We start from the raw sequence: 20,222 nt of genomic DNA, 5'->3' as shown, positions 1-20,222 counted from the left end.
ACTGTCGGGTTTTTTTACAAACTTGCCGATACACCAGCCAATTAGTAGGCAGCACGGCAAATACCGTATTGAATTCAAAGCAATATAAATTTGGCTTATTTTTTGCTTGTAATAAGCAAAGATTAACGCCCACGATTTGGAGTGCATGTCATGTCACCTAACAACAAAGAACTTGATCGCCCCCCAGAGTCAGACAAAATCGATCCGATAGTGACTGAGGAAACCAGTCCAAACGGCGTCAAGAGTTCTGGTCGGCGCAAACTGACACGACTAGGTATCCTTGGCGCGCCTGTAGTACTGACGCTATCCAGTCGTTCTGTTCTTGCGGGACAGTGCCTATCCAACATGCTCTCTGGAAATCTCTCCGACCCTAACCGGGACAGTCGGTGCAGCAAGGGCTGGAGCCCAGGAGGATGGGGACAACCCGGTGGAAATATTAGCAGCTACACAACGCTTGGCGCTTGGACAGCCATCGGGTTCAGCTATGGAACTTTTGACTCAACACTTCCCGGTTGCAGTTCAAATGGCAGTGCCAGTCAAGCAGATTGCTACAAGGGAGGCTCCAAGATTTCCAGCATCCCCGGTGTTTTAAATCCTGATGGCGTGTCTAGCACAAAAAGGCTCGCCAAGGTACTGAACGAACCATACAACTATCAAAATACCCGCCATCTGATATGTGCATATTTCAACGCAAAACTCGGTGAACTCTCGGGTAGTTCTTTTCACTACATACTGACCGTTCAGCAAGTTCTGGATTTAGCCAATGGCACTCTGGTGCCGCCCGGCGGTCTGAGCATTAACGCATTCCTCACCACGACTTGGCAGTAATCGGATCAATTGAGCGCTCCCATTTAATCTCTTTGTAAAACTCCATTGCCTAGCATCAGCGTTAAGCACGATAACTTTGGTCGTTTCATCGAACGGCGATTGGAAGATGATCTGCTGTTGTATGACACGTTCTCTGGCGAGACTCATCTGATCGCACCTCCAGTACTTGTCCTTTTCGAAATACTCCGAGACCACTCAGGAACTAGCAGTCTGCTTGCCAGAGAAATGGCGCATCACCTTGATGGCACAGAACAGGAAGTTCAGAACTTCGTTGACCGAACTCTTGCCAGTCTGCAAGATATTGGATTAATAGAGATCAAAGAGTTTTTGTGAAGCTTTCATCGCTTTCAACTAGCGAGATCAGACGACGACTTGGTTCGAATGGATTGCGCCTATCCTTGGCCAGTTTCGAAATCTCCATACACTCCTCGCTCCCACAACTCACTGATGGACTTTCGCTGCTATACGCAGACTATCCACTCGGCGCCGAGGATGGATTTACAGATTTTCAAATCAGTATAAATGCCCCATCTCTATCTCGGCGACTGATTCGCCCGCAGGTCAATTTTGCCTGCAACGGTTTCTTCCCGTTTAGACCACTACCAATTGGTCAAGCATTCGCCATGTTCGAATGGGGGCTGAATTGGGTTATCGCCAACCATTGTCACCAGTTCGCAATAATTCACTCAGCAATCGTCGAAAAAGATGGCAAGGGACTCATTCTTCCAGGAACACCCGGCAGCGGTAAAAGTACGCTGTGCGCAGCTTTGGTGTGTGAAGGATGGCGTCTTCTATCCGACGAGATGACGTTGATTTCACTGGAAACAAATGAAATCCACCCTTTTCCAAGGCCAATCGGATTAAAGAACAACTCTATCGAAATCATCCAGAAATTTGGAAATGAAGTTGTTTTTGGTGCAACCATCGGCGACACAGCCAAGGGTAATGTTGCCCATATGCGCCCCCCCAGAACCAGCATAGATGCAAGCCAGATCACTGCCAGCCCATTTGCCGTGGTCTTTCCACACTACCAGCCCAACTCGGAATTGAACTTTGAGCCAATCAGCAAGGGCGAGACAATGATGAAGCTGGCGGAAAACTGTTTCAATTACCCCGTTCTTGGGGTTGATGGATTTCACTGCCTCACAAACGTTGCAGACCGAAGCTTTGGCCGCTCCCTCAGCTACTCAAGATTAGATGACGCCATTGCTGCATTGGAAAAGTTATTTTGCGATGTGCAGCCATGAGCCCAAAGCGTCATCCTCTAATCCAATTCCTACAAAATCCACGAACCACCATTGAATCCCTTTCTCTATGTGATTGGAGCCAACTAATATGCGCCGCCCGACGAGGGCACTTGCTTTCGCGAGTCGCTCATCTTGTATGCCAACATAACCAGCAAAACTCACTACCAGAAAAAGTAAGGCCTCATATCGAAAGCGCCCTGAGGGTTGCGGAAAGCCAGCGTCGCAACGTGCTCTGGGAGATCACGCAAATTCACCGCGCCCTTAAGCCGAGAAACATTCCCTTTATCGTTCTAAAGGGTGGTGCCTACATCGTGATGGGCTATGAAGCGGGAGTAGGCCGAGTGATGTCCGATGTGGATATCATGGTGCCACAAGCTCATATCATCGATGCAGAGCGCACCCTCATCGAAAACGGATGGTTTCCTGGAAAGCTGAACGCCTACGACCAGCGATACTATCGGACATGGATGCACGAACTACCTCCGCTACATCATCTGAAGCGAGGTACATCGCTCGATGTTCATCACACGATACTTCCTCCAACAGCCGCATTGAAACCTGATGTAACCCAATTATGGGACAAAGCACTAGCATCCAGAACAAAAGAGGGGGTATTTGCACTAGCCCCAGCAGACATGATTCTTCACAGCGCCGCTCATCTTTTTCACGATGGCGAAGTGGAGCACGGGCTACGCGATCTCGTCGACATCGATAGCCTCCTCACCCAATTCGCCAAAGACGACGAATTCTGGATACAACTAACTCAACGAGCGGTGGAGTTGGACCTGAGCCGTCCCCTATATTACGCGCTCCAGTGTTGCAGGATATTTCTTCAAACTTCAATACCAGACAACGCGGTGCAAGCAAGTAAAACTGCCGGGAACTTAAATGGTGCAGCAACTCACGTCGTCGTCTATCTTTTGACGTCTGCAATTGGTGCAATATTGAATGAAGGGAAGCACCAAACTCTGGCTACGTCGCTGGCCAAATTCTTGATATTCGTCCGATCCCATTATCTACGCATGCCAATGTATTTGCTGATACCGCATCTGACACGCAAAATGCTCTTCGCCAAAGAGGAGCGGTAATTGGCAGCCATACGGTCGAAAATACATAAATTGGGGATGTATATCGTGGTGTGCCCGGAGGGACTCGAACCCCCGACCTGCTGCTTAGAAGGCAGCTGCTCTATCCAGTTGAGCTACGGGCACCGAGGGTGAATCTAGAGAAATTGGTCGGGGCGGTGGGATTCGAACTCACGACCCTCTGCTCCCAAAGCAGATGCGCTACCAGGCTGCGCTACGCCCCGACACGAAAGACGGCATTCTATCACCCTCCGGAAAACCGCACCAGATCAAGAGCCTATCTTTCTGCAAGAAAGAATCCTTGCCCACAGGCTGTCTTCATGATATTTAATCGCTTTTTTCGTCACTAGGGCGCACCAGAACATGGCAGAAGAACTGCTCCACAAACACTTCGCTCCGTACCAGCCGAAAACCGGCGAGGACTACATGAGCGCGAAGCAACTGACGCATTTCCGCAAAATTCTCGAGACGCTCAAAAAGGAGTTGGGCGAGGATATCGACCGCACGGTTCATACCATGCAGGACGAAGCAACGGTGTTTGCTGACCCGAACGATCGGGCCAGCCAGGAAACCGACATGGCGATCGAATTGCGCAACCGTGACCGCGAACGCAAGCTGATCAAGAAGATCGATGAGACGCTCGCCAGCATCGAAAGTGGCGATTATGGCTTCTGCAACAAGTGTGGTGTCGAGATCGGCATCAAGCGCCTGGAAGCCCGCCCTACGGCAACGCTGTGCATCGATTGCAAGACCCTGGATGAACTCAAGGAAAAACAGATGGCGAAGTAATTCGTCTTTTTGGCATTGCTACTGTCAACCGGAAATAATGCCAAAAAAACAAAGGGCGCCGCGAGGCGCCCTTTGTACGTTCAGCCTAGGCTGAAGCTTATTGCTGCTCTTGAGCAGCTTCGTTGGCAATCGGCTGAGCAGCCGCAGTGCCTTCTTCAGAAGCCGCAGCCTTCATCGACAGCTTGACGCGACCACGGTCATCGGTTTCGAGAACCTTGACGCGAACGATCTGGCCTTCCTTGACGTAGTCTTCGACCTTGTTGACGCGCTCCTGGGCGATCTGGGAGATGTGCAGCAGACCATCCTTGCCCGGCAACACGGAAACGATTGCACCGAAATCAAGAATCTTGAGCACGGTGCCTTCGTAGATCTTGCCGATCTCGACTTCAGCCGTGATCGCATCGATCCGGGCGCGCGCTGCGGCAGCCGCCTCACCGCTGCTGGAGGCAATGGTAATCGTGCCGTCGTCCTGAATGTCGATCGTGGTGCCGGTTTCTTCGGTCAGGGCGCGGATAACTGCGCCGCCCTTGCCGATGACGTCACGGATCTTTTCCGGATTGATCTTGAAGGTGTACAGACGCGGTGCATAGGCCGACATTTCTTCACGCGGGCCAGCGGCAGCTTCCTGCATCAGGTTCAGGATGTGGATGCGGGCTTCCTTGGCTTGTGCCAGTGCGACCTGCATGATCTCCTTGGTGATGCCCTGGATCTTGATGTCCATCTGCAGCGCGGTAATACCGCTGGTCGAACCGGCGACCTTGAAGTCCATGTCGCCAAGGTGATCCTCGTCACCCAGAATGTCGGTCAGAACGGCGAAACGGTTGCCGTCCTTGATCAGACCCATGGCGATACCTGCAACGTGCGCCTTGAGCGGCACACCGGCGTCCAGAAGGGCCAGACAGCCGCCACAAACGGAAGCCATCGAGGACGAACCGTTGGATTCGGTAATTTCCGAAACCAGACGCATCGAGTAGGAGAAATCTTCCGGCTTCGGCAGCACGGCAAGCAGTGCGCGCTTGGCCAGACGGCCGTGACCGATTTCGCGACGCTTCGGCGTACCGACACGACCACATTCGCCGGTAGCGTACGGGGGCATGTTGTAATGCAGCATGAAGCGGTCGCGGTATTCACCAGCCAGCGCGTCGATGATCTGCTCGTCACGGTTGGTACCGAGCGTGGCAACAGCCAGCGCCTGCGTTTCGCCACGGGTGAACAGGGCCGAGCCATGGGTGCGCGGCAGGACGCCGGAACGCATGGTGATCGGACGCACGGTGCGCGTGTCGCGACCATCGATACGCGGGGCACCGGAGAGGATGCGGCCGCGAACGATGCCGGCTTCGATTTCGTGGAACAGGTTGCCGACGGTATTTTCGTCCGGAGCACCCTCGCCCTGGCACAGGGCAGCAATGGCTTCAGCACGGATGACCTTGACGGCCTGGCTGCGCGTTTGCTTGACGGTGATGCTGTAGGCTTCTTCAAGCTTGGCGGCGACCAGAGCGGAAAGGCTGGCAACCAGCGCTTCGTCCTTCGGCGCGGCTTCCCATTCCCATTCCGGCTTGCCGGCTTCTTCAACCAGTTCGTTGATGGCGTTGATCGCCTTCTGCATTTCGGTGTGGCCGAAAACGACAGCGCCGAGCATGACTTCTTCGGACAGCTGGTCAGCTTCCGACTCAACCATCAACACGGCAGCTTCGGTACCGGCGACGACGAGGTCCAGCTGGCTGCCCTTGAGCTGGCTGAGGGTCGGGCACAGGACGTATTGACCGTCGATGTAACCGACGCGGGCAGCGCCGATCGGGCCGTTGAACGGCACGCCGGAAATAGCCAGGGCGGCGGAAGCGCCGATCAGGGCCGGGATATCGGAATCAACTTCCGGGTTCAGCGACATTACGGTAGCGATGACCTGGACTTCGTTGTAGAAGCCTTCCGGGAACAGCGGGCGGATCGGACGATCGATCAGGCGGCAGGTCAGCGTTTCCTTTTCGGAAGGACGGCCTTCGCGCTTGAAGAAGCCACCGGGGATACGGCCGGCAGCGTAGGTCTTTTCCTGGTAATCAACGGTCAGCGGGAAGAAATCCTGGCCCGGCTTGGCACTCTTGGCGGCCACAACGGTGACCAGAACCACAGTCTCTTCCATGGAAACGAGGACGGCGCCGCCAGCCTGGCGGGCAACTTCACCGGTTTCGATGGTGACTTGATGGGCACCATAGGCGAATGTTTTTTTCACGACATTAAACATATTTTCCTTTCACTCTCAACACAATAAACAACGATTTATCAACAACTTACAATAGACAACTACAAACAGCACTGCAAAAAAAGAAAAAAGCGGCCGGGATAAACCGGGCCGCTCTTTCGTGGCGTCGATCTGGCTTACTTGCGCAGACCGAGGCGGGTAATCAGGGTACGGTAGGCATCGATGTTCTTGCCCTTGAGGTAATCCAGCAGCTTGCGACGCTGATTGACCATGCGCAGCAGACCACGACGGGAGTGGTGATCCTTCTTGTGCTCTTTGAAGTGCGGGGTCAGATCGTTGATGCGGGCGGTCAGCAAGGCGACCTGGACTTCCGGAGAACCGGTATCGCCCTTGGCGCGCTGGAAATCGGCGACGACGCCGGCTTTGACTTCAGTAGTGAATGCCATTTCAAACTCTCTTTCATGATAACGACGCCGCCCCGGTTTGATAGAGCAAGCGCCAGTGGATAAAATTTTCCGTTGGCGACGGAAAGCGTCGGATTATATCAGCTAATCAGCGAGTTGAACTAGCCGTTTTGGCCACAAACGATCCCCGGAGCCCGGTTCGCCGATACCGATCAGCTTGCCATTCTCATAAACGCGGATCTTGCCACTCAGGCCGACCGGCAAATCAACGGGATTGCCGTGACTGAAACGCTGTGCGGCCTCGCCTTCGACAGTCAGGATGGGCAAAGTGTGCAACAGGGCATCGACCGGCTTCAGGCGTGTCATACGCCCTGCTTCGTCAAGGCCTTCAAGCTCGGCCAAGGTTACGGCACCATCCAGATCGAGATCGCCAACCCGGGTCCGGCGCAGGGCTGACAGGTGCGCGCCACAACCGAGCGCCGCACCGATGTCAGCCGCCAGGACGCGGATGTAGGTACCCTTGCTGCACGCCACGCGCAGCGTCAGCGCGTCACCAGCAAAGTCGAGCAGATCAATGGCGTAAATCGTCACCGCCCTCGCCTCACGCTCGACTTCTATCCCTTGACGGGCCAGTTCATACAGTGGCCGACCATCACGCTTCAGAGCCGAATGCATCGGCGGAATCTGCTGGATATCGCCGGTGAATTGCGGCAGCAATTTCAAAATTGCCGCTTTTTCCGTGTTGACCGTGGAAGTTGCCGTCACCTTGCCTTCGGCGTCGCCGGAATCGGTGGTCACGCCAAGTTTGATGACTGCCTCGTAGGTCTTATCGGCATCAAGCAAATCGGCCGAGAATTTCGTCGCCTCGCCAAAACAGAGCGGCAGCAAGCCAGTAGCTAACGGGTCAAGCGTGCCGGTATGACCGCCCTTGGCCGCCGAGAACAAGCGACGCGCCTTTTGCAGCGCGTCGTTCGAGGTGAGTCCGATGGGTTTGTCGAGCAACAGCACACCATCGACCTGTTTCCAGGTCTTCTTGACTTGCATCGTGTGCTTATTCTTCCGGCGTCAGATCGCTCAGTGCATTGGCCTGATCGATCAATAGCGACATGCTGGCGCCGTGCTCAATGGAGTTGTCGTAGACAAAATGCAACTCCGGCAAGGTATGGATATGGATACGACGACCCAATTCGCGCCGGAGGAAACCGGAAGCCCGCTTCAGGCCACGTTCGATCTCTTCGAGATGCTCGGAATTAAGCGTCGCAAAGAACACCTTGGCATGGGCGTAATCCGGCGTCAGTTCGACAGCTGTCAGGCTGATCATGCCGACGCGCGGATCCTTCAATTCAGTCCGAATCAGATCGGCAAGGTCGCGGCGCACCTGCTCCGCGACCCGGTCACTACGCTGAAATCCTTTTTTCTTCATTACAGCGAGCGTGCCACTTCCTGAATTTCGTAAGCTTCCAGCTGGTCGCCAACCTGGATGTCGTTATTGCCGCGCAGCGACAGACCGCATTCGAAGTTGGAACGAACTTCCTTGACGTCGTCCTTGAAGCGCTTGAGCGAGTCGAGTTCGCCATCCCACTGAACAACGTGGTTGCGCAGCAGACGGACGCGGGAATTGCGCTTGACGAAGCCTTCCAGCACGTAACAGCCGGCGATGGCACCAACCTTGGAAACCTGGAAGACTTGGCGAATTTCGACCATGCCGGTGATCTGTTCGCGCTTCTCCGGCGACAACATGCCGGACAAAGCAGCCTTGACCTCGTCCACCGCGTCGTAAATCACGTTGTAGTAACGGATATCGACACCGAAGGTTTCGGCCAGCTTGCGCGAACCGGCATCGGCACGAATATTGAAGCCGATGATGACCGCACCGGAAGCTTGCGCCAGATTGACGTCGGATTCGCTGATCGCGCCAACGGCACCGTGGATGATCTGAACACGGACTTCCTCGTTCGACAGCTTGGCCAGTGTCTGCACCAGAGCTTCCTGCGAACCTTGCACGTCGGCCTTGACGATAAGGGGCAGAGTCTTGATCTCGCCCTCTTCCATCTGCTGGAACATGTTTTCGAGCTTGGCCGCCTGTTGCTTGGCCAGCTTGACGTCGCGGAACTTGCCCTGACGGAACAAGGCGATTTCACGCGCCTTCTTTTCGTCGGTGAGCACAATGGCCTCTTCGCCAGCGGCCGGCACATCGGACAGGCCGAGGATTTCGACCGGGATCGACGGGCCCGCTTCGTTGATCGGCTTGCCGTTCTCGTCGAGCATGGCACGAACGCGACCGAAGACCTGACCGGCCAGCACAACATCACCGCGCTTCAAGGTACCGGACTGAACCAGCATCGTTGCCACCGCACCACGACCCTTGTCGAGACGTGCTTCGATGATCAGGCCCTTGGCCGGCGCATTCTTCTGCGCCGTCAGTTCCAGCACTTCAGCCTGGAGCAGAACCTGCTCGAGCAATTCGTCAATACCGGTACCCTTCTTGGCCGAGACCGAGACGAACGGCGAATCACCACCGTACTCTTCAGGAATGACGCCTTCGGCGACCAGTTCCTGCTTGACGCGGTCCGGATTGGCATCCGGCTTGTCCATCTTGTTGATCGCGACGACCAGCGGCACACCGGCCGCCTTGGCGTGGTGAATCGCTTCCTTGGTTTGCGGCATGACGCCGTCGTCAGCTGCGACGACCAAAATAACGATATCGGTTGCCTTGGCACCGCGGGCTCGCATGGCTGTAAAGGCTTCGTGACCCGGGGTATCGAGGAAGGTAACCATGCCACGGTCGGTTTCGACGTGGTAAGCACCAATGTGCTGGGTAATGCCGCCGGCTTCGCCCGCCGCTACCTTGGCACGGCGAATGTAGTCGAGCAGCGAGGTCTTGCCGTGGTCGACGTGACCCATGACGGTCACCACCGGAGCACGCGGCTCAAGCGGCACATCCTTGTGATCGGCAGACTCTTCGAGGAAGGCATCCGGATCGTCCAGCTTGGCGGCAAACGCCTTGTGGCCCATTTCCTCGACAACAATCATCGCCGTTTCCTGGTCCAGCACCTGGTTGATGGTAACCATCGAACCCATCTTCATCATGACCTTGATGATCTCGATGGCCTTGATGGCCATCTTGTGCGCCAGATCGGTGACGGAAATAGTTTCAGGAATATGCACTTCACGAATGACCTGTTCGGTCGGCGCCTGGAAGCTGCCCTGACCATCGTCACCCTTGTGCGACTTCTTGTGGCCGTGACGGTTGTCCTTCCAACCGGAACCACCATCGGAGCCACGCGTCTTCAGGCCGCCCTTTTTCTTGCCATCATCGGCCACGCGACCCTTGTCGCCCTTCTTGCCCGGAGCATCCGGCTTCTTGTGCAGGGTACCCTTGTCAGCAGCCGGAGCGGCACCTTCGCCAGCCTTGGCGGCGGCAGCAACCTGCTGCTTGGCCTGCTCGGCAACCTTGGCGGCGGCAGCAGCAATTTCTGCCTGCTGACGCATGCGGATCAGTTCAGCTTCACGCGCCTGCTTCTCGCGCAGTTCGCGCTCCTGGATTTCGCGTAGCGTCGTGTAGCGACGAGACTCGACCTCACGGGCCTTGAGTTCCTTCTCGCCGATAATCGCGGCACGGTCCAGAATAACCGGACCCGGCTTCTCGACAACGGGTTCGACTACCGGCTCGACCGGCGCTTCAACCTTCACCTCGACCGGCACTTCAACCACCGGCTCCGGGATGACCTCAACCACCGGTTCCGGAATAGGCTCCGGTTCCGGGGCCAATTCGACCTCGGGCATCTCGGGCTCAAGTTCGAGCCCTTCGAGTTCTGCCTCCGGCACATGCTCGCCGACTTCGCGTTTCATCAGAACGCGCTTCTTGCGCACCTCAACCTGAACGGTACGGGCGCGACCATGGGAGTCTGTCGCCTTGATTTCGGAAGTCTGCTTGCGAGTCAGCGTAATCTTGGTCTTCGACTCGTCACCATGCGCGCGGCGCAGGTAATCAAGCAACTTGGCCTTGTCTTGATCGTTCAGCGCATCGTTGGCACCCTCCTTGCCCACACCTGCCTTGCTCAATTGCTCGAGCAGGGCCGTGACTGGCATTTTGAGTTCAACGGCAAATTGTGAAACTGTTGTTGCGGACATACTTTGCTACCTCCTGCTCACTCGAACCAGTGAGCCCGTGCCGTCAGAATGAGTCCCTTGGCACGCTCGTCGTCGATGCCGGTCATTTCCGTCAATTCATCTACCGCCAGCTCCGCGAGATCATCGCGGGTCTTGACGTCGTGACCTGCCAGTTTCGCGGCCAATTCCTTGCTCATTCCCTCGAGACCCATCAGGTCCTCGGAAACATTTTCCAGCTTTTCTTCGGTCGCAATCGCTTCCGTCAGCAAAACGTTGCGGGCACGGTTGCGGAGTTCATTGACGATCCCCTCGTCCAGCCCGTCGATTTCCAGCATCTCGGCGAGCGGCACGTAAGCTACTTCTTCGAGCGACGAGAAGCCTTCCTCGATCAGCAGGTCAGCCAGTTCTTCGTCGATATCCAGCTTTTCCATGAAGGTGACGCGGGTCACTGCGTATTCAGCTTCGGACCGCTTGGCCGACTCGTCCTGGGTCATCAGATTGATGGTCCAGCCGGTCAGTTCGGAAGCCAGACGAACGTTCTGACCGTTGCGACCGATGGCGATAGCCAGGTTGTCTTCGTCAACAACCACGTCCATGGCGTGCTTTTCCTCATCAACAACGATGGAAGAAACCTCGGCCGGCGACAGGGCGCCAATCACGAACTGGGCCGGATCAGCCGACCACAGCACGATGTCGATGTTCTCGCCGCCAATTTCGTTACGCACGGCAGTAACGCGGGAACCGCGCAGACCGACGCAGGTGCCGATCGGATCAACGCGCGGGTCGTTCGACTTGACGGCGATCTTGGCACGCAGACCGGGGTCGCGGGCACAGGCCTTCAATTCCATGAGGCCATCGGAGATTTCCGGCACTTCCATGTCGAACAGCTTGATGACGAATTCCGGTGCGGTACGCGACAGGATGATCTGCGGGCCGCGGGCATTTCGGTCAATGCGTAGCAGATAGGCGCGAATGCGATCGCCGATGCGCAGATTTTCCTTGGGGATCATCTGGTCGCGCGGCAGCAGGGCTTCGATCTTGCCGGCTTCGACAATGGCGTTGCCACGCTCCATGCGCTTGATGGTGCCGGAAACGACATGTTCCTTGCGGTCGAGGAAATCGGACAGGATCTGCTCACGCTCGGCATCACGAATTTTTTGCAGGATGACCTGCTTGGCTGCCTGAGCACCGATGCGACCGAAATCGATCGGCTCGAGACCTTCTTCAAGCGTGTCGCCGGATTCGATTTCCGGATCGTCCTTCTGGGCTTCCGACAGCGGAATTTCTACGTATTCGTTGACGTATTCGTTGTCCGGCACAACCTGCCAGCGACGGAAGGACTCGTAGCTGCCCGTATTGCGGTCGATCGACACGCGCACTTCGGCCTCGTCGTTGATGCGCTTCTTGGTAGCCGACGCAAGGGCCAGCTCAAGGGCGCCAAAAACGATTTCCTTGGCGACATTCTTTTCGCGGGCGAGTGCATCAACCAGCAGCAATATTTCACGGCTCATGGGCTAAAACCTCCTAGTCCTTCAGTCGAAACGAGGCACCAGACGTGCCTTCTCGATATTATTGAATTCCAGTTCCACATCATCTTTGGCAAGGCGCAGACCGACCTTGCCATCCTTGCAGCCCAGCAGTTCGCCCTGGAAGTTCCGGCGACCGCCGTGCGGAATACGCAGTTTGATCTGAATCTCCTGACCGGCAAAGCGTTCGAAATCCTCGGCCTTCTTGACCACGCGGTCGAGGCCTGGCGAAGAAATCTCGAGGCGGTCGAAATCAAAATTCTCCACTTCGAAAACACGGCTCAGCTGATTGGAGACCTTGGCGCAATCTTCGACATCAATCCCGGTAGCACGACCCGGCGCGTCAATGAAGACACGAATCGTTCGGCCACGCGGCGACATCTCGACATCAACGAGTTCATAACCCAGACCGACAACCGTCGTTTCCAGCAGTGCGTTTAAATCCATAGCCACAAATAAAAAATGGGCGAAACGCCCACCTCATGAAAAAAAGATGCCCCGCCAAAAACGACGGGAGGAACAAACCCGTGAATTATAACGGATTTATTCCTCCTGGTAAATCGATTTACGTGCTTTCATGGCCCTTTCGGGACGCTGGTGAGTTGTTTTCGAGGTCGCGCAGCAGCATTTTGATTTCCACCTCTTTGAGCTCGCGCGCCATGCCACGTTTCAGTTGCGGCGGCAGCACGAACGGGCCGTAGCGGACACGGATCAGTCGGCTGACCGTAACGCCAACTGCCTCGAACATGCGACGCACTTCGCGGTTGCGACCTTCAAAGATAGTGACGCGATACCAGTGGTTGGCACCTTCGCCACCGCCGTCGTGCAACGTCCCGAAATTGGCCCGGCCATCCTCGAGTTCGACGCCATGCAGCAATTGCTGCTGCGCTTCGAGCGTCAGTTCGCCGAGCACGCGCACGGCGTATTCACGAACCAGCTCCGAACTCGGGTGCATCAGCTTGTTGGCCAGATCGCCGGAGGTCGTGAAGATGAGCAAACCTGAGGTATTGAAGTCAAGACGGCCGACATTGATCCAGCGACCGCCGCGCATGCGGGGCAGCGCGGCGAACACCGACGGACGGCCATCCGGGTCGTCACGCGAGACAATTTCGCCTTCCGGCTTGTGATACATCAGGACGCGCGGCGGACGGGTGCTGCCGGTGAAGCGGATGTTGATCAACCGGCCGCCGATCTTGACCTTGTCGGTCGGCACGACGGACTGGCCGATGGTCGCCACAACACCATTGACGGTGACCTTACCGGCCGAAATCCATTCTTCCATTTCGCGGCGCGAACCGACGCCGGCCTGGGCCAGAATCTTCTGCAGACGCTCGGGCTTGGCTTCGACTACGGCCTTGCCGTTGCGGGCTATGTTGCCACGACTGGCCCGGCCGGTTGCCGGCAGCGCGGCGCGACGGCGCGGCTTGGGCGCCTCGACCACTTCTTCGGCCTCGGGCGCCTCATCGCGTGCATTGCGGGAGGTGCGGCCGCGCGGGGCCGGATTGTTACGGTCAACCGGAATTTCCGGCCTTTTTTGAAATCCGCCCGGCTTGCTGGCGGAACGAAGTGGCGTGCGTTTATTGGTTTTCATAGTTCAGCTCCAGTGTCTGGGCGATTTGTTCGAGCGGCGGCAGTTCGCTGACGCTTCTCAGTCCCAGATCATCGAGAAATTGTTTGGTGGTGGCAAACAGGGCCGGCCGGCCTGGCGTTTCGCGATGGCCGACAACGTCGATCCAGCCGCGCTCTTCCAGGGTTTTGACGACGTTGGTATTGACTGCAACGCCGCGGATTTCCTCGATATCGCCACGCGTCACCGGCTGGCGATAAGCGATGATGGCCAAGGTTTCAAGGACGGCGCGCGAGTATTTCGGCGGCCGTTCCGGGTTCAGGCGTTCCAAATACGGCAGATATTCGGGCCGCGTCCGGAAGCGCCAACCGGAGGCGAGCTGGATCAGCTCGACCGGCCGTTCGGCCCATTCCTCGCGCAACTCGTCGAGCAGCTTGCGCAAGGTATCGGTCGACAGATCCTCGTCGAACATCTTTTTCATTTCGCTCGGCGACATCGGCTCGCGGGCGGCGAGCAGGGCTGCCTCAAGCACTCTCTTGACCTGGCTCGGTTCCACCTTGATGCACTCTGACGTAAATGGGTTGAAAGGCTTCGGTCTGGGTGATTTCGATCAGTTTTTCGCGGCCCAGTTCAAGCATGGCAATGAAATGGACAACCAGACCCGGTACGCCCATTTCAGGGTCGAACAGGGTCTCGAACTGAACAAAACCACCTTTGGCCTGCAAGGCGCGCAGAATGATGCCCATGTGCTCGCGCACCGACAATTCTTCGCGCCCGATCTGGTGGTGCTTTTTCAGGCCAGCCTGACGGACAACCGCCATCCAGGCCTCCTTGAGATCATCGACCGAGACTTCCGGCTGACGGACCAGCAGCGATTTTTCGACCAGCGTCTCGACCCAGAAAAACTCGCGCTCGGCCTGCGGCATCGCATTCAGATTCTGGCCGGCGAGCTTCATCTGCTCGTACTCCATGAGCCGGCGAACCAACTCGGCACGCGGATCTTCTGCGTCATCGCCCTCGCCCAGCTTCGGCCGGGGCAACAGCATGCGCGACTTGATTTCGATGAGCATCGCCGCCATCACGAGGTAATCAGCGGCCAGCTCGAGATTACTCGCCCGCATCGCCTCGACGTAATCGAGATATTGCCGGGTCAGCGGCGCCATCGGGATATCGAGGATATCGATGTTGGCGCGGCGAATCATGTACAGCAGGAGGTCAAGCGGCCCCTCGAAGGCATCGAGCATGATGGCCAGCGCATCCGGCGGGATGTACAGATCAAGCGGCATCTGCTCGAGCGGCTGCCCGTAAACACGGGCCACTGGCTCGACTTCGCCAACCGGAAGCACTTCGAGGACGTCGCTCATGCGCTCAGGAGGCCGCAGTGCGGCCCTTGCCTTTGTAATGCAGATGCAGGTTGCGAACGTAGATGACCAGACTGAGTGCCTGGCCGAAGATGAAAACCGGGTCCTTGCGGTGGATGGCGTAAATGGTCAGCACGATGCCGCCGGCCAGGCTGAAATACCAGAACGACACTGGTATGACGACCATCTTGGCTTTTTCACTGCTCCACCACTGGATAACGAAGCGCATCATGAACAGCGCCTGCCCGCCGAAGCCGATGCCAATCCAGATCAGCGTTTCCCAGTCCATATCGAACATCAGTGGTATTCCAGCCCCATCGCTTCGCGCACGTCACGCATCGTTTCGCGGGCGTATTCACGCGCCTTCTCGCAGCCGTCGGCAATGATGTTCTTGACCAACGTCGGATCGTCCAGATAAACCTGTGCGCGCTCGCGCATCGGCGCCTGTTCCTTGAGGATGGCGTCAATGACTGGCTGCTTGCATTCGATGCAACCAATCCCGGCCGTGCGGCAGCCCTGCTGCACCCACTCCTTGCAAGCATCGTTGGAATAGACGAGATGCAATTGCCAGACCGGGCACTTGGCCGGCTCGCCCGGGTCGGTGCGACGCACGCGCGCCGGATCGGTCGGCATGCTGCGTACCTTCTTGGTTACCGATTCCTCGGATTCGCGCATGGTGATCGTATTGTTGTACGACTTGGACATCTTCTGGCCATCCAGCCCCGGCATCTTGGAGGCTTCGGTCAGCAGGTAACCAGGCTCGACCAGAATCATCTTGCCGGTACCTTCGAGGTAGCCGAACAGGCGCTCGCGGTCGGCCATCGACAGGTGCTGCACTTCATCGAGCACAGCCTTCGCCTGCTCGATGGCTTCGCGGTCGCCGTTCTGCTGGAAACGGGTGCGCATTTCTTCATAAAGGCGCGCCTTCTTGCTGCCCAGTTTCTTGACGGCTTCGCGCGCCTTGTCCTCAAAGCCCGGCTCGCGGCCATACATGTGGTTGAAGCGACGGGCCAGTTCGCGGGTGAATTCAACGTGCGGAATCTGGTCCTCACCGACCGGCACTTTGTCGGCGCGGTAGATCAGGATGTCGGCGCTCATCAGCAGCGGATAGCCAAGGAAGCCGTAGGTCGTCAAATCCTTGCCGGCCAGCTTTTCCTGCTGGTCCTTGTAGGTCGGCACGCGCTCCAGCCAGCTCAGCGGCGTCATCATCGACATCAGCAGGTGCAGTTCGGCGTGCTCGGGCACCCGCGACTGGACGAACAGCGTCGCCTGGTTGGGATCGACACCGGCCGCCAGCCAGTCGACCACCATGTCCATCGAGGCCTTCTCGATACCCTGCGGGTTATCGTACTGCGTGGTCAGCGCATGCCAGTCAGCGACGAAGAACAGGCAGGGATACTCGTGCTGGAGTTCGATCCAGTTTTTGAGAACGCCATGGTAGTGGCCAAGATGCAGCGACCCGGTCGGGCGCATGCCGGAGAGAACACGTTCTGCGTACATATTATTTATTTAGTAGAGACCAAAAATGAGTGCGATAAGCCCGGCTGACGTATTGACCAGCGGATTCATGATTGCGCCGAGGATACCGGTGAACAACAGCACCAGCAAAATCGGAAAGCCCCAGGGCTCAAGCCTGGCAAATTTCCAGGCTATCGAATGCGGCAGCAGGCTGACGGCAATCCGCCCGCCATCAAGCGGCGGCAAGGGAAACAGATTGAGCACCATCAACACGCAATTGATCTGGATACCCATTTCAGCCATGCGTGCCAGCGGCGTACTGAAAAACTGCGGCAGCAACCACGAAAGTTTGAAGGCCAGCGCCCACAGGCAGGCCATCAGCAGATTGGCACCCGGACCGGCGGCGGCAACCCAGAACATGTCTTTTTTCGGATCACGCAGGCGATTGAAATCGACTGGCACCGGCTTGGCATAGCCGAACAGGAAATTGCCGCCGGAAAACAACAGGATACTGAGCGGAATCAGGATGGTGCCGATTGGATCGATGTGGCGTAAAGGATTCAGGCTGATCCGTCCGGCCTGCCAGGCGGTCGGATCGCCGAAATGGCGAGCAGCGTAGCCGTGGGCTGCTTCATGCAAGGTGATGGCGAAAACCAGCGGCAGCGCAAGAATCGCGATGGTCTGGACGATGGCATTGATATCCAGCATCTCAGCCCAACCCGAAAAGCTCAAGCGGACCGCGACCAGCCCGGACCAACTCCGGCACCGCCCCGGTCAGGTCGATAATCGTCGTCGGTTCGGTGCCACAAGGACCGCAGTCGAGAATCAGCTCCAATTGGTCATCGAGTCGATCCTGGATTTCCCAGCCCTCGGTGAGAGGAAGCTCGTCGCCCGGTAATTGCAGGGTCGTCGTCAGCAACGGCTCGTTCAGTTCTTCGAGCAAGGCCAGCGCCACCGGATGATCCGGCACACGCAGGCCGATGGTCTTGCGCTTCGGATGCATGACCCGGCGCGGCAATTCCTTGGAGCCTTCGAGAATGAAAGTGTAGCTGCCCGGCGTCGCCGCCTTGAGCAAACGATACTGAGCGTTGTCGACCCGCGCGAAATGGGCGATTTCAGAAAGATCCCGGACCATCAGCGTCAGATGATGGCGCTCATCCATCTGGCGGATCAGCCGGATGCGATCCAGCGCTTCCTTGTCACCGAGATGGCAGCCGAGGGCGTAGCAGGAATCAGTCGGCAGGGCGACGATGGCGCCTTTGCGAATGAAGTCGGCGGCCTGGGCGAGCAGACGCTGCTGCGGCGATTCCGGATGAATATTGACGACGCGAGCCATGCTCAGACCACCAGACGCCAGACAGGCTTCAAGTCTTCCGGCAATTGCGGAAGCTTGCCGAGGTCAACATAACTTTCTTCCGGCCCGTGAAAATCGGAGCCGCGTGAGGCGTGAAATGCGTAGTGCCGGGCCAGGCGGGCAAAATGCATGACATGGTCGGGTGAATGGCTGCCGCAGGTCACTTCGATCCCCTGCCCGCCCACATCCTTGAAATCATCAAGAAAACGGCGCATGTCGGCACCCGACATCTTGTAGCGTGCAGGATGCGCGACAACTGCCACCCCGCCGGCGCCGCTGATCCAGCGGACGGCTTCTTCGAGCGTCGCCCAGCGATGATCGACATAGCCCGGTTTGCCGGGGGTCAGGTAATGCTGAAATACGCCAGACACGTCGCGAGCAATGCCGATCGACACAAGATAGCGGGCAAAATGGGCGCGGGATATCAGGCTTGGATTGGTCACGAAGCACAGGGCGCCTTCATAGACGTCGGGTATGCCGATGGCGGCGAGCGCGTCGCCCATCCGTTTGGCCCGCTCGACACGTCCGACGCGCAACTCGTCGAGGCCGCCACTTAATGCTGGATCGGCTGCGTCAAAACCCAGGCCAACGACATGGATGGGCACGCCGCGCCATTCGATGGAGATTTCGACACCGTTGACGAAGCCCATGCCCGCTTCTTCAGCTGCTGCTCTGGCCTCAACCAGACCGCCGAGATCGTCGTGATCGGTCAGCGCCCAAAGATCAACCCCATTCCCCGCCGCGCGCCGCGCCACCACCTGAGGCGGCAGAAAGCCGTCAGAAACGATGGAGTGGCAGTGAAAATCGAAATTGGCAGGCGTCACAGGTAAGCAGTTGAAGGCAAACGAAGATTCTAGCACGAAGGAGGCCATGCCCCGAGGCCCTTGTGCGGTGCAGCAGGTTGATCAGACAGCAGCATCCCGTTATAGTGCCACCCGTTCCGTGGGAGAGCGCAGATCCGTCTGCCGCCGAAGGCGCAAAACCACCCGAAAACGCTCAGGCAAAAGGACCGCGGAACACGGCGCAAGCCAAAAAACTCTGGAGAGCGATGGCGGCTACTGCTGGCATCCACCGATGGGGCAAATCTCTCAGGTATCGAGGACAGAGGGGTGAAACGCAAGATCCGATCTTTCGTTTCACCCCTTTTTCGTTTCTAGAACTGGCATTAACAAATGCCTGCAAAGGATTGATATGCTGAAGAAAACGGTTTTAAATGCCGCTCACCGCGCAATGAACGCCCGGATGGTCGATTTCGGTGGCTGGGACATGCCAGTGAACTACGGCTCGCAGATCGAGGAGCACCATGCCGTACGCAACAACTGCGGCATGTTCGATGTTTCGCACATGTGCCCGGTGGACGTCGTCGGCGCCGATTGCCGCCCCTTCCTCTCCCGCCTCGTCGCCAACGATGTGGCCAAACTCAAGGTTTCCGGCAAGGCGCTTTACGCGGCCATGCTCAATGACGCTGGCGGTGTCATCGACGACCTGATCATCTATTTCCTGACCGACACGCGCTTCCGCATCGTCGTCAATGCCGGCACCGCCGAAAAGGATCTGGCCTGGATGCAGGCCAAGGTCACCGAGTGGAAACTCGACGTGACCATCACCCAGCGCCGCGACGGAGCCAACAATCTCGGCATCATCGCCGTGCAGGGCCCGAATGCCCGGGCCAAGGTCTGGGAAGTGCTGCCGCAGGCCAAAGCTGCGACGGAAGGTCTGAAGGCTTTCTTCGCCGCTGAAGTCGATCAGTACTTCATCGCCAGCACCGGCTACACCGGTGAAGACGGCTACGAAATCATGCTGCCTGCCGGCGAAGCTGAATCACTGTGGAACAAGCTCAATGCCGTCGGCGTCGTCCCTTGCGGCCTCGGTGCCCGCGACACGCTGCGCCTCGAAGCCGGCATGAATCTCTACGGCCAGGACATGGATGAAACGGTTTCGCCGCTCGACGCCGGTCTGGCGTGGACCGTTTCGCTCAATACCGATCGTGATTTCGTCGGTAAATCCGCGTTGACCGCGGCTGGCCAGCAGAAACAATTCCTCGGCCTGATCTTGCTCGACAAGGGCGTGCTGCGCGGCCATCAGAAGGTCATGACCCCGCACGGCGACGGTGAAATCACCTCCGGCAGTTTCTCGCCGACGCTCCAGCAGTCCATCGCCCTCGCCCGCCTGCCGCTCGGCGTGCAGATCGGCGAAGAAGTCGAAGTCGATATTCGTGGCAAGGCGCTCAAGGCCAAGGTCACCAAACCCGTATTCGCCCGCAACGGCAAAGCAGTCATCTAATTCACCCCAT

The 20,222-nt window shown here is 57.4% G+C and carries 21 protein-coding genes, 2 tRNA genes and 2 riboswitches; of the genes, 6 read left to right on the top strand and 17 right to left on the bottom strand.

The genetic code is table 11. The features are described 5' to 3' along the window. The first annotated feature begins 150 nt into the window (after positions 1-150). The 4 genes from KI613_RS09510 (at position 151) to KI613_RS09495 (ending at position 3,163) form a co-directional block, all read left to right on the top strand. Positions 151-828 (top strand): hypothetical protein, encoded by a 678-nt coding sequence (locus KI613_RS09510; RefSeq protein WP_226405261.1) that lies wholly within the window; start codon positions 151-153, stop codon positions 826-828. Between the two features lie 45 nt (positions 829-873). Continuing rightward, the gene (locus KI613_RS09505) at positions 874-1,161 is read left to right on the top strand and encodes an HPr-rel-A system PqqD family peptide chaperone (RefSeq protein ID WP_226405259.1); all 288 of its coding nucleotides are present in this window, start codon (positions 874-876) and stop codon (positions 1,159-1,161) included. 65 nt (positions 1,162-1,226) lie between these two features. After that, positions 1,227-2,075: an HprK-related kinase A gene (locus KI613_RS09500; protein WP_264181506.1), complete on the top strand. Its 849-nt coding sequence runs from the start codon at positions 1,227-1,229 to the stop codon at positions 2,073-2,075. Between the two features lie 110 nt (positions 2,076-2,185). Next, the gene (locus KI613_RS09495; RefSeq protein WP_404826994.1) at positions 2,186-3,163 is read left to right on the top strand and encodes a nucleotidyltransferase domain-containing protein; all 978 of its coding nucleotides are present in this window, start codon (positions 2,186-2,188) and stop codon (positions 3,161-3,163) included. A gap of 46 nt (positions 3,164-3,209) precedes the next feature. Here the strand turns inward: KI613_RS09495 and KI613_RS09490 are convergent. Continuing rightward, positions 3,210-3,286, bottom strand: a tRNA-Arg gene (locus KI613_RS09490). A gap of 21 nt (positions 3,287-3,307) precedes the next feature. Further along, a tRNA-Pro gene (locus tag KI613_RS09485) sits at positions 3,308-3,384 on the bottom strand. A gap of 139 nt (positions 3,385-3,523) precedes the next feature. On the opposite strand from KI613_RS09485, the gene dksA reads away from it, so the two are divergent. Beyond that, positions 3,524-3,949: an RNA polymerase-binding protein DksA gene (gene dksA / locus KI613_RS09480; protein ID WP_226405255.1), complete on the top strand. Its 426-nt coding sequence runs from the start codon at positions 3,524-3,526 to the stop codon at positions 3,947-3,949. Positions 3,950-4,046: 97 nt separating this feature from the next. Here dksA and pnp read toward each other — a convergent pair whose 3' ends face one another. From pnp to KI613_RS09405, 15 genes are all read right to left on the bottom strand, one after another. Beyond that, positions 4,047-6,188, bottom strand: a complete 2,142-nt coding sequence (gene pnp, locus KI613_RS09475) for a polyribonucleotide nucleotidyltransferase (RefSeq protein WP_226405254.1) — start codon at positions 6,186-6,188, stop codon at positions 4,047-4,049. 134 nt (positions 6,189-6,322) lie between these two features. After that, positions 6,323-6,592, bottom strand: coding sequence for a 30S ribosomal protein S15 (gene rpsO / locus KI613_RS09470; RefSeq protein WP_226405253.1), 270 nt, complete (start codon positions 6,590-6,592; stop codon positions 6,323-6,325). A gap of 102 nt (positions 6,593-6,694) precedes the next feature. Beyond that, entirely contained in the window at positions 6,695-7,594 is a 900-nt protein-coding gene (gene truB, locus KI613_RS09465) for a tRNA pseudouridine(55) synthase TruB (protein ID WP_226405252.1), read from the bottom strand. Positions 7,595-7,601: 7 nt separating this feature from the next. Next, the gene (gene rbfA, locus KI613_RS09460; protein ID WP_226405251.1) at positions 7,602-7,973 is read right to left on the bottom strand and encodes a 30S ribosome-binding factor RbfA; all 372 of its coding nucleotides are present in this window, start codon (positions 7,971-7,973) and stop codon (positions 7,602-7,604) included. Next, positions 7,973-10,684 (bottom strand): translation initiation factor IF-2, encoded by a 2,712-nt coding sequence (gene infB, locus KI613_RS09455; RefSeq protein ID WP_226405250.1) that lies wholly within the window; start codon positions 10,682-10,684, stop codon positions 7,973-7,975. Before infB ends, rbfA begins: the two co-directional genes overlap by 1 nt. Positions 10,685-10,701: 17 nt before the next feature. Continuing rightward, a complete protein-coding gene (nusA, locus tag KI613_RS09450; RefSeq protein ID WP_226405249.1) occupies positions 10,702-12,174 on the bottom strand; it encodes a transcription termination factor NusA in 1,473 nt (490 codons plus the stop codon). Positions 12,175-12,195: 21 nt separating this feature from the next. Next, the gene (gene rimP, locus KI613_RS09445) at positions 12,196-12,636 is read right to left on the bottom strand and encodes a ribosome maturation factor RimP (protein ID WP_226405248.1); all 441 of its coding nucleotides are present in this window, start codon (positions 12,634-12,636) and stop codon (positions 12,196-12,198) included. A 118-nt stretch (positions 12,637-12,754) separates the two neighbouring features. Further along, positions 12,755-13,780 carry a 23S rRNA pseudouridine(2605) synthase RluB gene (gene rluB / locus KI613_RS09440; RefSeq protein WP_226405247.1) on the bottom strand — a complete coding sequence of 342 codons (1,026 nt, stop codon included), beginning with the start codon at positions 13,778-13,780 and terminating at the stop codon, positions 12,755-12,757. Continuing rightward, positions 13,767-14,252: an SMC-Scp complex subunit ScpB gene (scpB, locus tag KI613_RS09435; protein ID WP_264181535.1), complete on the bottom strand. Its 486-nt coding sequence runs from the start codon at positions 14,250-14,252 to the stop codon at positions 13,767-13,769. Before scpB ends, rluB begins: the two co-directional genes overlap by 14 nt. A gap of 28 nt (positions 14,253-14,280) precedes the next feature. Then, a complete protein-coding gene (locus tag KI613_RS09430; protein WP_226405244.1) occupies positions 14,281-15,120 on the bottom strand; it encodes a segregation and condensation protein A in 840 nt (279 codons plus the stop codon). 4 nt (positions 15,121-15,124) lie between these two features. Then, positions 15,125-15,415 (bottom strand): lipid-A-disaccharide synthase N-terminal domain-containing protein, encoded by a 291-nt coding sequence (locus KI613_RS09425; protein ID WP_226405243.1) that lies wholly within the window; start codon positions 15,413-15,415, stop codon positions 15,125-15,127. Further along, positions 15,415-16,617 carry a tryptophan--tRNA ligase gene (locus KI613_RS09420; protein ID WP_226405242.1) on the bottom strand — a complete coding sequence of 401 codons (1,203 nt, stop codon included), beginning with the start codon at positions 16,615-16,617 and terminating at the stop codon, positions 15,415-15,417. Before KI613_RS09420 ends, KI613_RS09425 begins: the two co-directional genes overlap by 1 nt. Before the next feature lie 9 nt (positions 16,618-16,626). Next, complete coding sequence (locus KI613_RS09415) at positions 16,627-17,274, bottom strand: site-2 protease family protein (RefSeq protein ID WP_226405732.1); 648 nt, start codon at positions 17,272-17,274, stop codon at positions 16,627-16,629. A 10-nt stretch (positions 17,275-17,284) separates the two neighbouring features. Further along, positions 17,285-17,911 carry an L-threonylcarbamoyladenylate synthase gene (locus KI613_RS09410; RefSeq protein WP_226405241.1) on the bottom strand — a complete coding sequence of 209 codons (627 nt, stop codon included), beginning with the start codon at positions 17,909-17,911 and terminating at the stop codon, positions 17,285-17,287. 2 nt (positions 17,912-17,913) lie between these two features. Further along, the gene (locus KI613_RS09405; RefSeq protein ID WP_226405240.1) at positions 17,914-18,753 is read right to left on the bottom strand and encodes a 3',5'-nucleoside bisphosphate phosphatase; all 840 of its coding nucleotides are present in this window, start codon (positions 18,751-18,753) and stop codon (positions 17,914-17,916) included. Positions 18,754-18,862: 109 nt separating this feature from the next. Next, positions 18,863-18,951, top strand: a riboswitch (glycine riboswitch). Between the two features lie 6 nt (positions 18,952-18,957). Continuing rightward, positions 18,958-19,044, top strand: a riboswitch (glycine riboswitch). Positions 19,045-19,120: 76 nt separating this feature from the next. Here KI613_RS09405 and gcvT point away from each other — a divergent pair. Continuing rightward, on the top strand, positions 19,121-20,212 hold the full coding sequence (gene gcvT, locus KI613_RS09400) for a glycine cleavage system aminomethyltransferase GcvT (protein ID WP_226405239.1): 1,092 nt from the start codon (positions 19,121-19,123) through the stop codon (positions 20,210-20,212). Positions 20,213-20,222 lie beyond the last annotated feature (10 nt).

The sequence above is a fragment of the Ferribacterium limneticum genome (genome assembly GCF_020510585.1).
GTDB lineage: Bacteria > Pseudomonadota > Gammaproteobacteria > Burkholderiales > Rhodocyclaceae > Azonexus.
Note: the sequence above shows the minus strand (reverse complement) of the source record. Positions and strands in the feature narration are given on the sequence as shown.

What these genes read in the sequence shown, in the direction of transcription:
- truB (WP_226405252.1), bottom strand. Translation starts at nt 7,594, where the DNA reads ATGCAAGTCAAGAAGACCTGGAAACAGGTCGATGGTGTGCTGTTGCTC.
- rimP (WP_226405248.1), bottom strand. Translation starts at nt 12,636, where the DNA reads ATGGATTTAAACGCACTGCTGGAAACGACGGTTGTCGGTCTGGGTTAT.
- KI613_RS09410 (WP_226405241.1), bottom strand. Translation starts at nt 17,911, where the DNA reads ATGGCTCGCGTCGTCAATATTCATCCGGAATCGCCGCAGCAGCGTCTG.
- KI613_RS09420 (WP_226405242.1), bottom strand. Translation starts at nt 16,617, where the DNA reads ATGTACGCAGAACGTGTTCTCTCCGGCATGCGCCCGACCGGGTCGCTG.
- dksA (WP_226405255.1), top strand. Translation starts at nt 3,524, where the DNA reads ATGGCAGAAGAACTGCTCCACAAACACTTCGCTCCGTACCAGCCGAAA.
- rpsO (WP_226405253.1), bottom strand. Translation starts at nt 6,592, where the DNA reads ATGGCATTCACTACTGAAGTCAAAGCCGGCGTCGTCGCCGATTTCCAG.
- rluB (WP_226405247.1), bottom strand. Translation starts at nt 13,780, where the DNA reads ATGAAAACCAATAAACGCACGCCACTTCGTTCCGCCAGCAAGCCGGGC.
- rbfA (WP_226405251.1), bottom strand. Translation starts at nt 7,973, where the DNA reads ATGAAGAAAAAAGGATTTCAGCGTAGTGACCGGGTCGCGGAGCAGGTG.
- KI613_RS09425 (WP_226405243.1), bottom strand. Translation starts at nt 15,415, where the DNA reads ATGTTCGATATGGACTGGGAAACGCTGATCTGGATTGGCATCGGCTTC.
- KI613_RS09510 (WP_226405261.1), top strand. Translation starts at nt 151, where the DNA reads ATGTCACCTAACAACAAAGAACTTGATCGCCCCCCAGAGTCAGACAAA.
- scpB (WP_264181535.1), bottom strand. Translation starts at nt 14,252, where the DNA reads ATGTCGCCGAGCGAAATGAAAAAGATGTTCGACGAGGATCTGTCGACC.
- nusA (WP_226405249.1), bottom strand. Translation starts at nt 12,174, where the DNA reads ATGAGCCGTGAAATATTGCTGCTGGTTGATGCACTCGCCCGCGAAAAG.
- KI613_RS09430 (WP_226405244.1), bottom strand. Translation starts at nt 15,120, where the DNA reads ATGAGCGACGTCCTCGAAGTGCTTCCGGTTGGCGAAGTCGAGCCAGTG.
- infB (WP_226405250.1), bottom strand. Translation starts at nt 10,684, where the DNA reads ATGTCCGCAACAACAGTTTCACAATTTGCCGTTGAACTCAAAATGCCA.
- pnp (WP_226405254.1), bottom strand. Translation starts at nt 6,188, where the DNA reads ATGTTTAATGTCGTGAAAAAAACATTCGCCTATGGTGCCCATCAAGTC.
- gcvT (WP_226405239.1), top strand. Translation starts at nt 19,121, where the DNA reads ATGCTGAAGAAAACGGTTTTAAATGCCGCTCACCGCGCAATGAACGCC.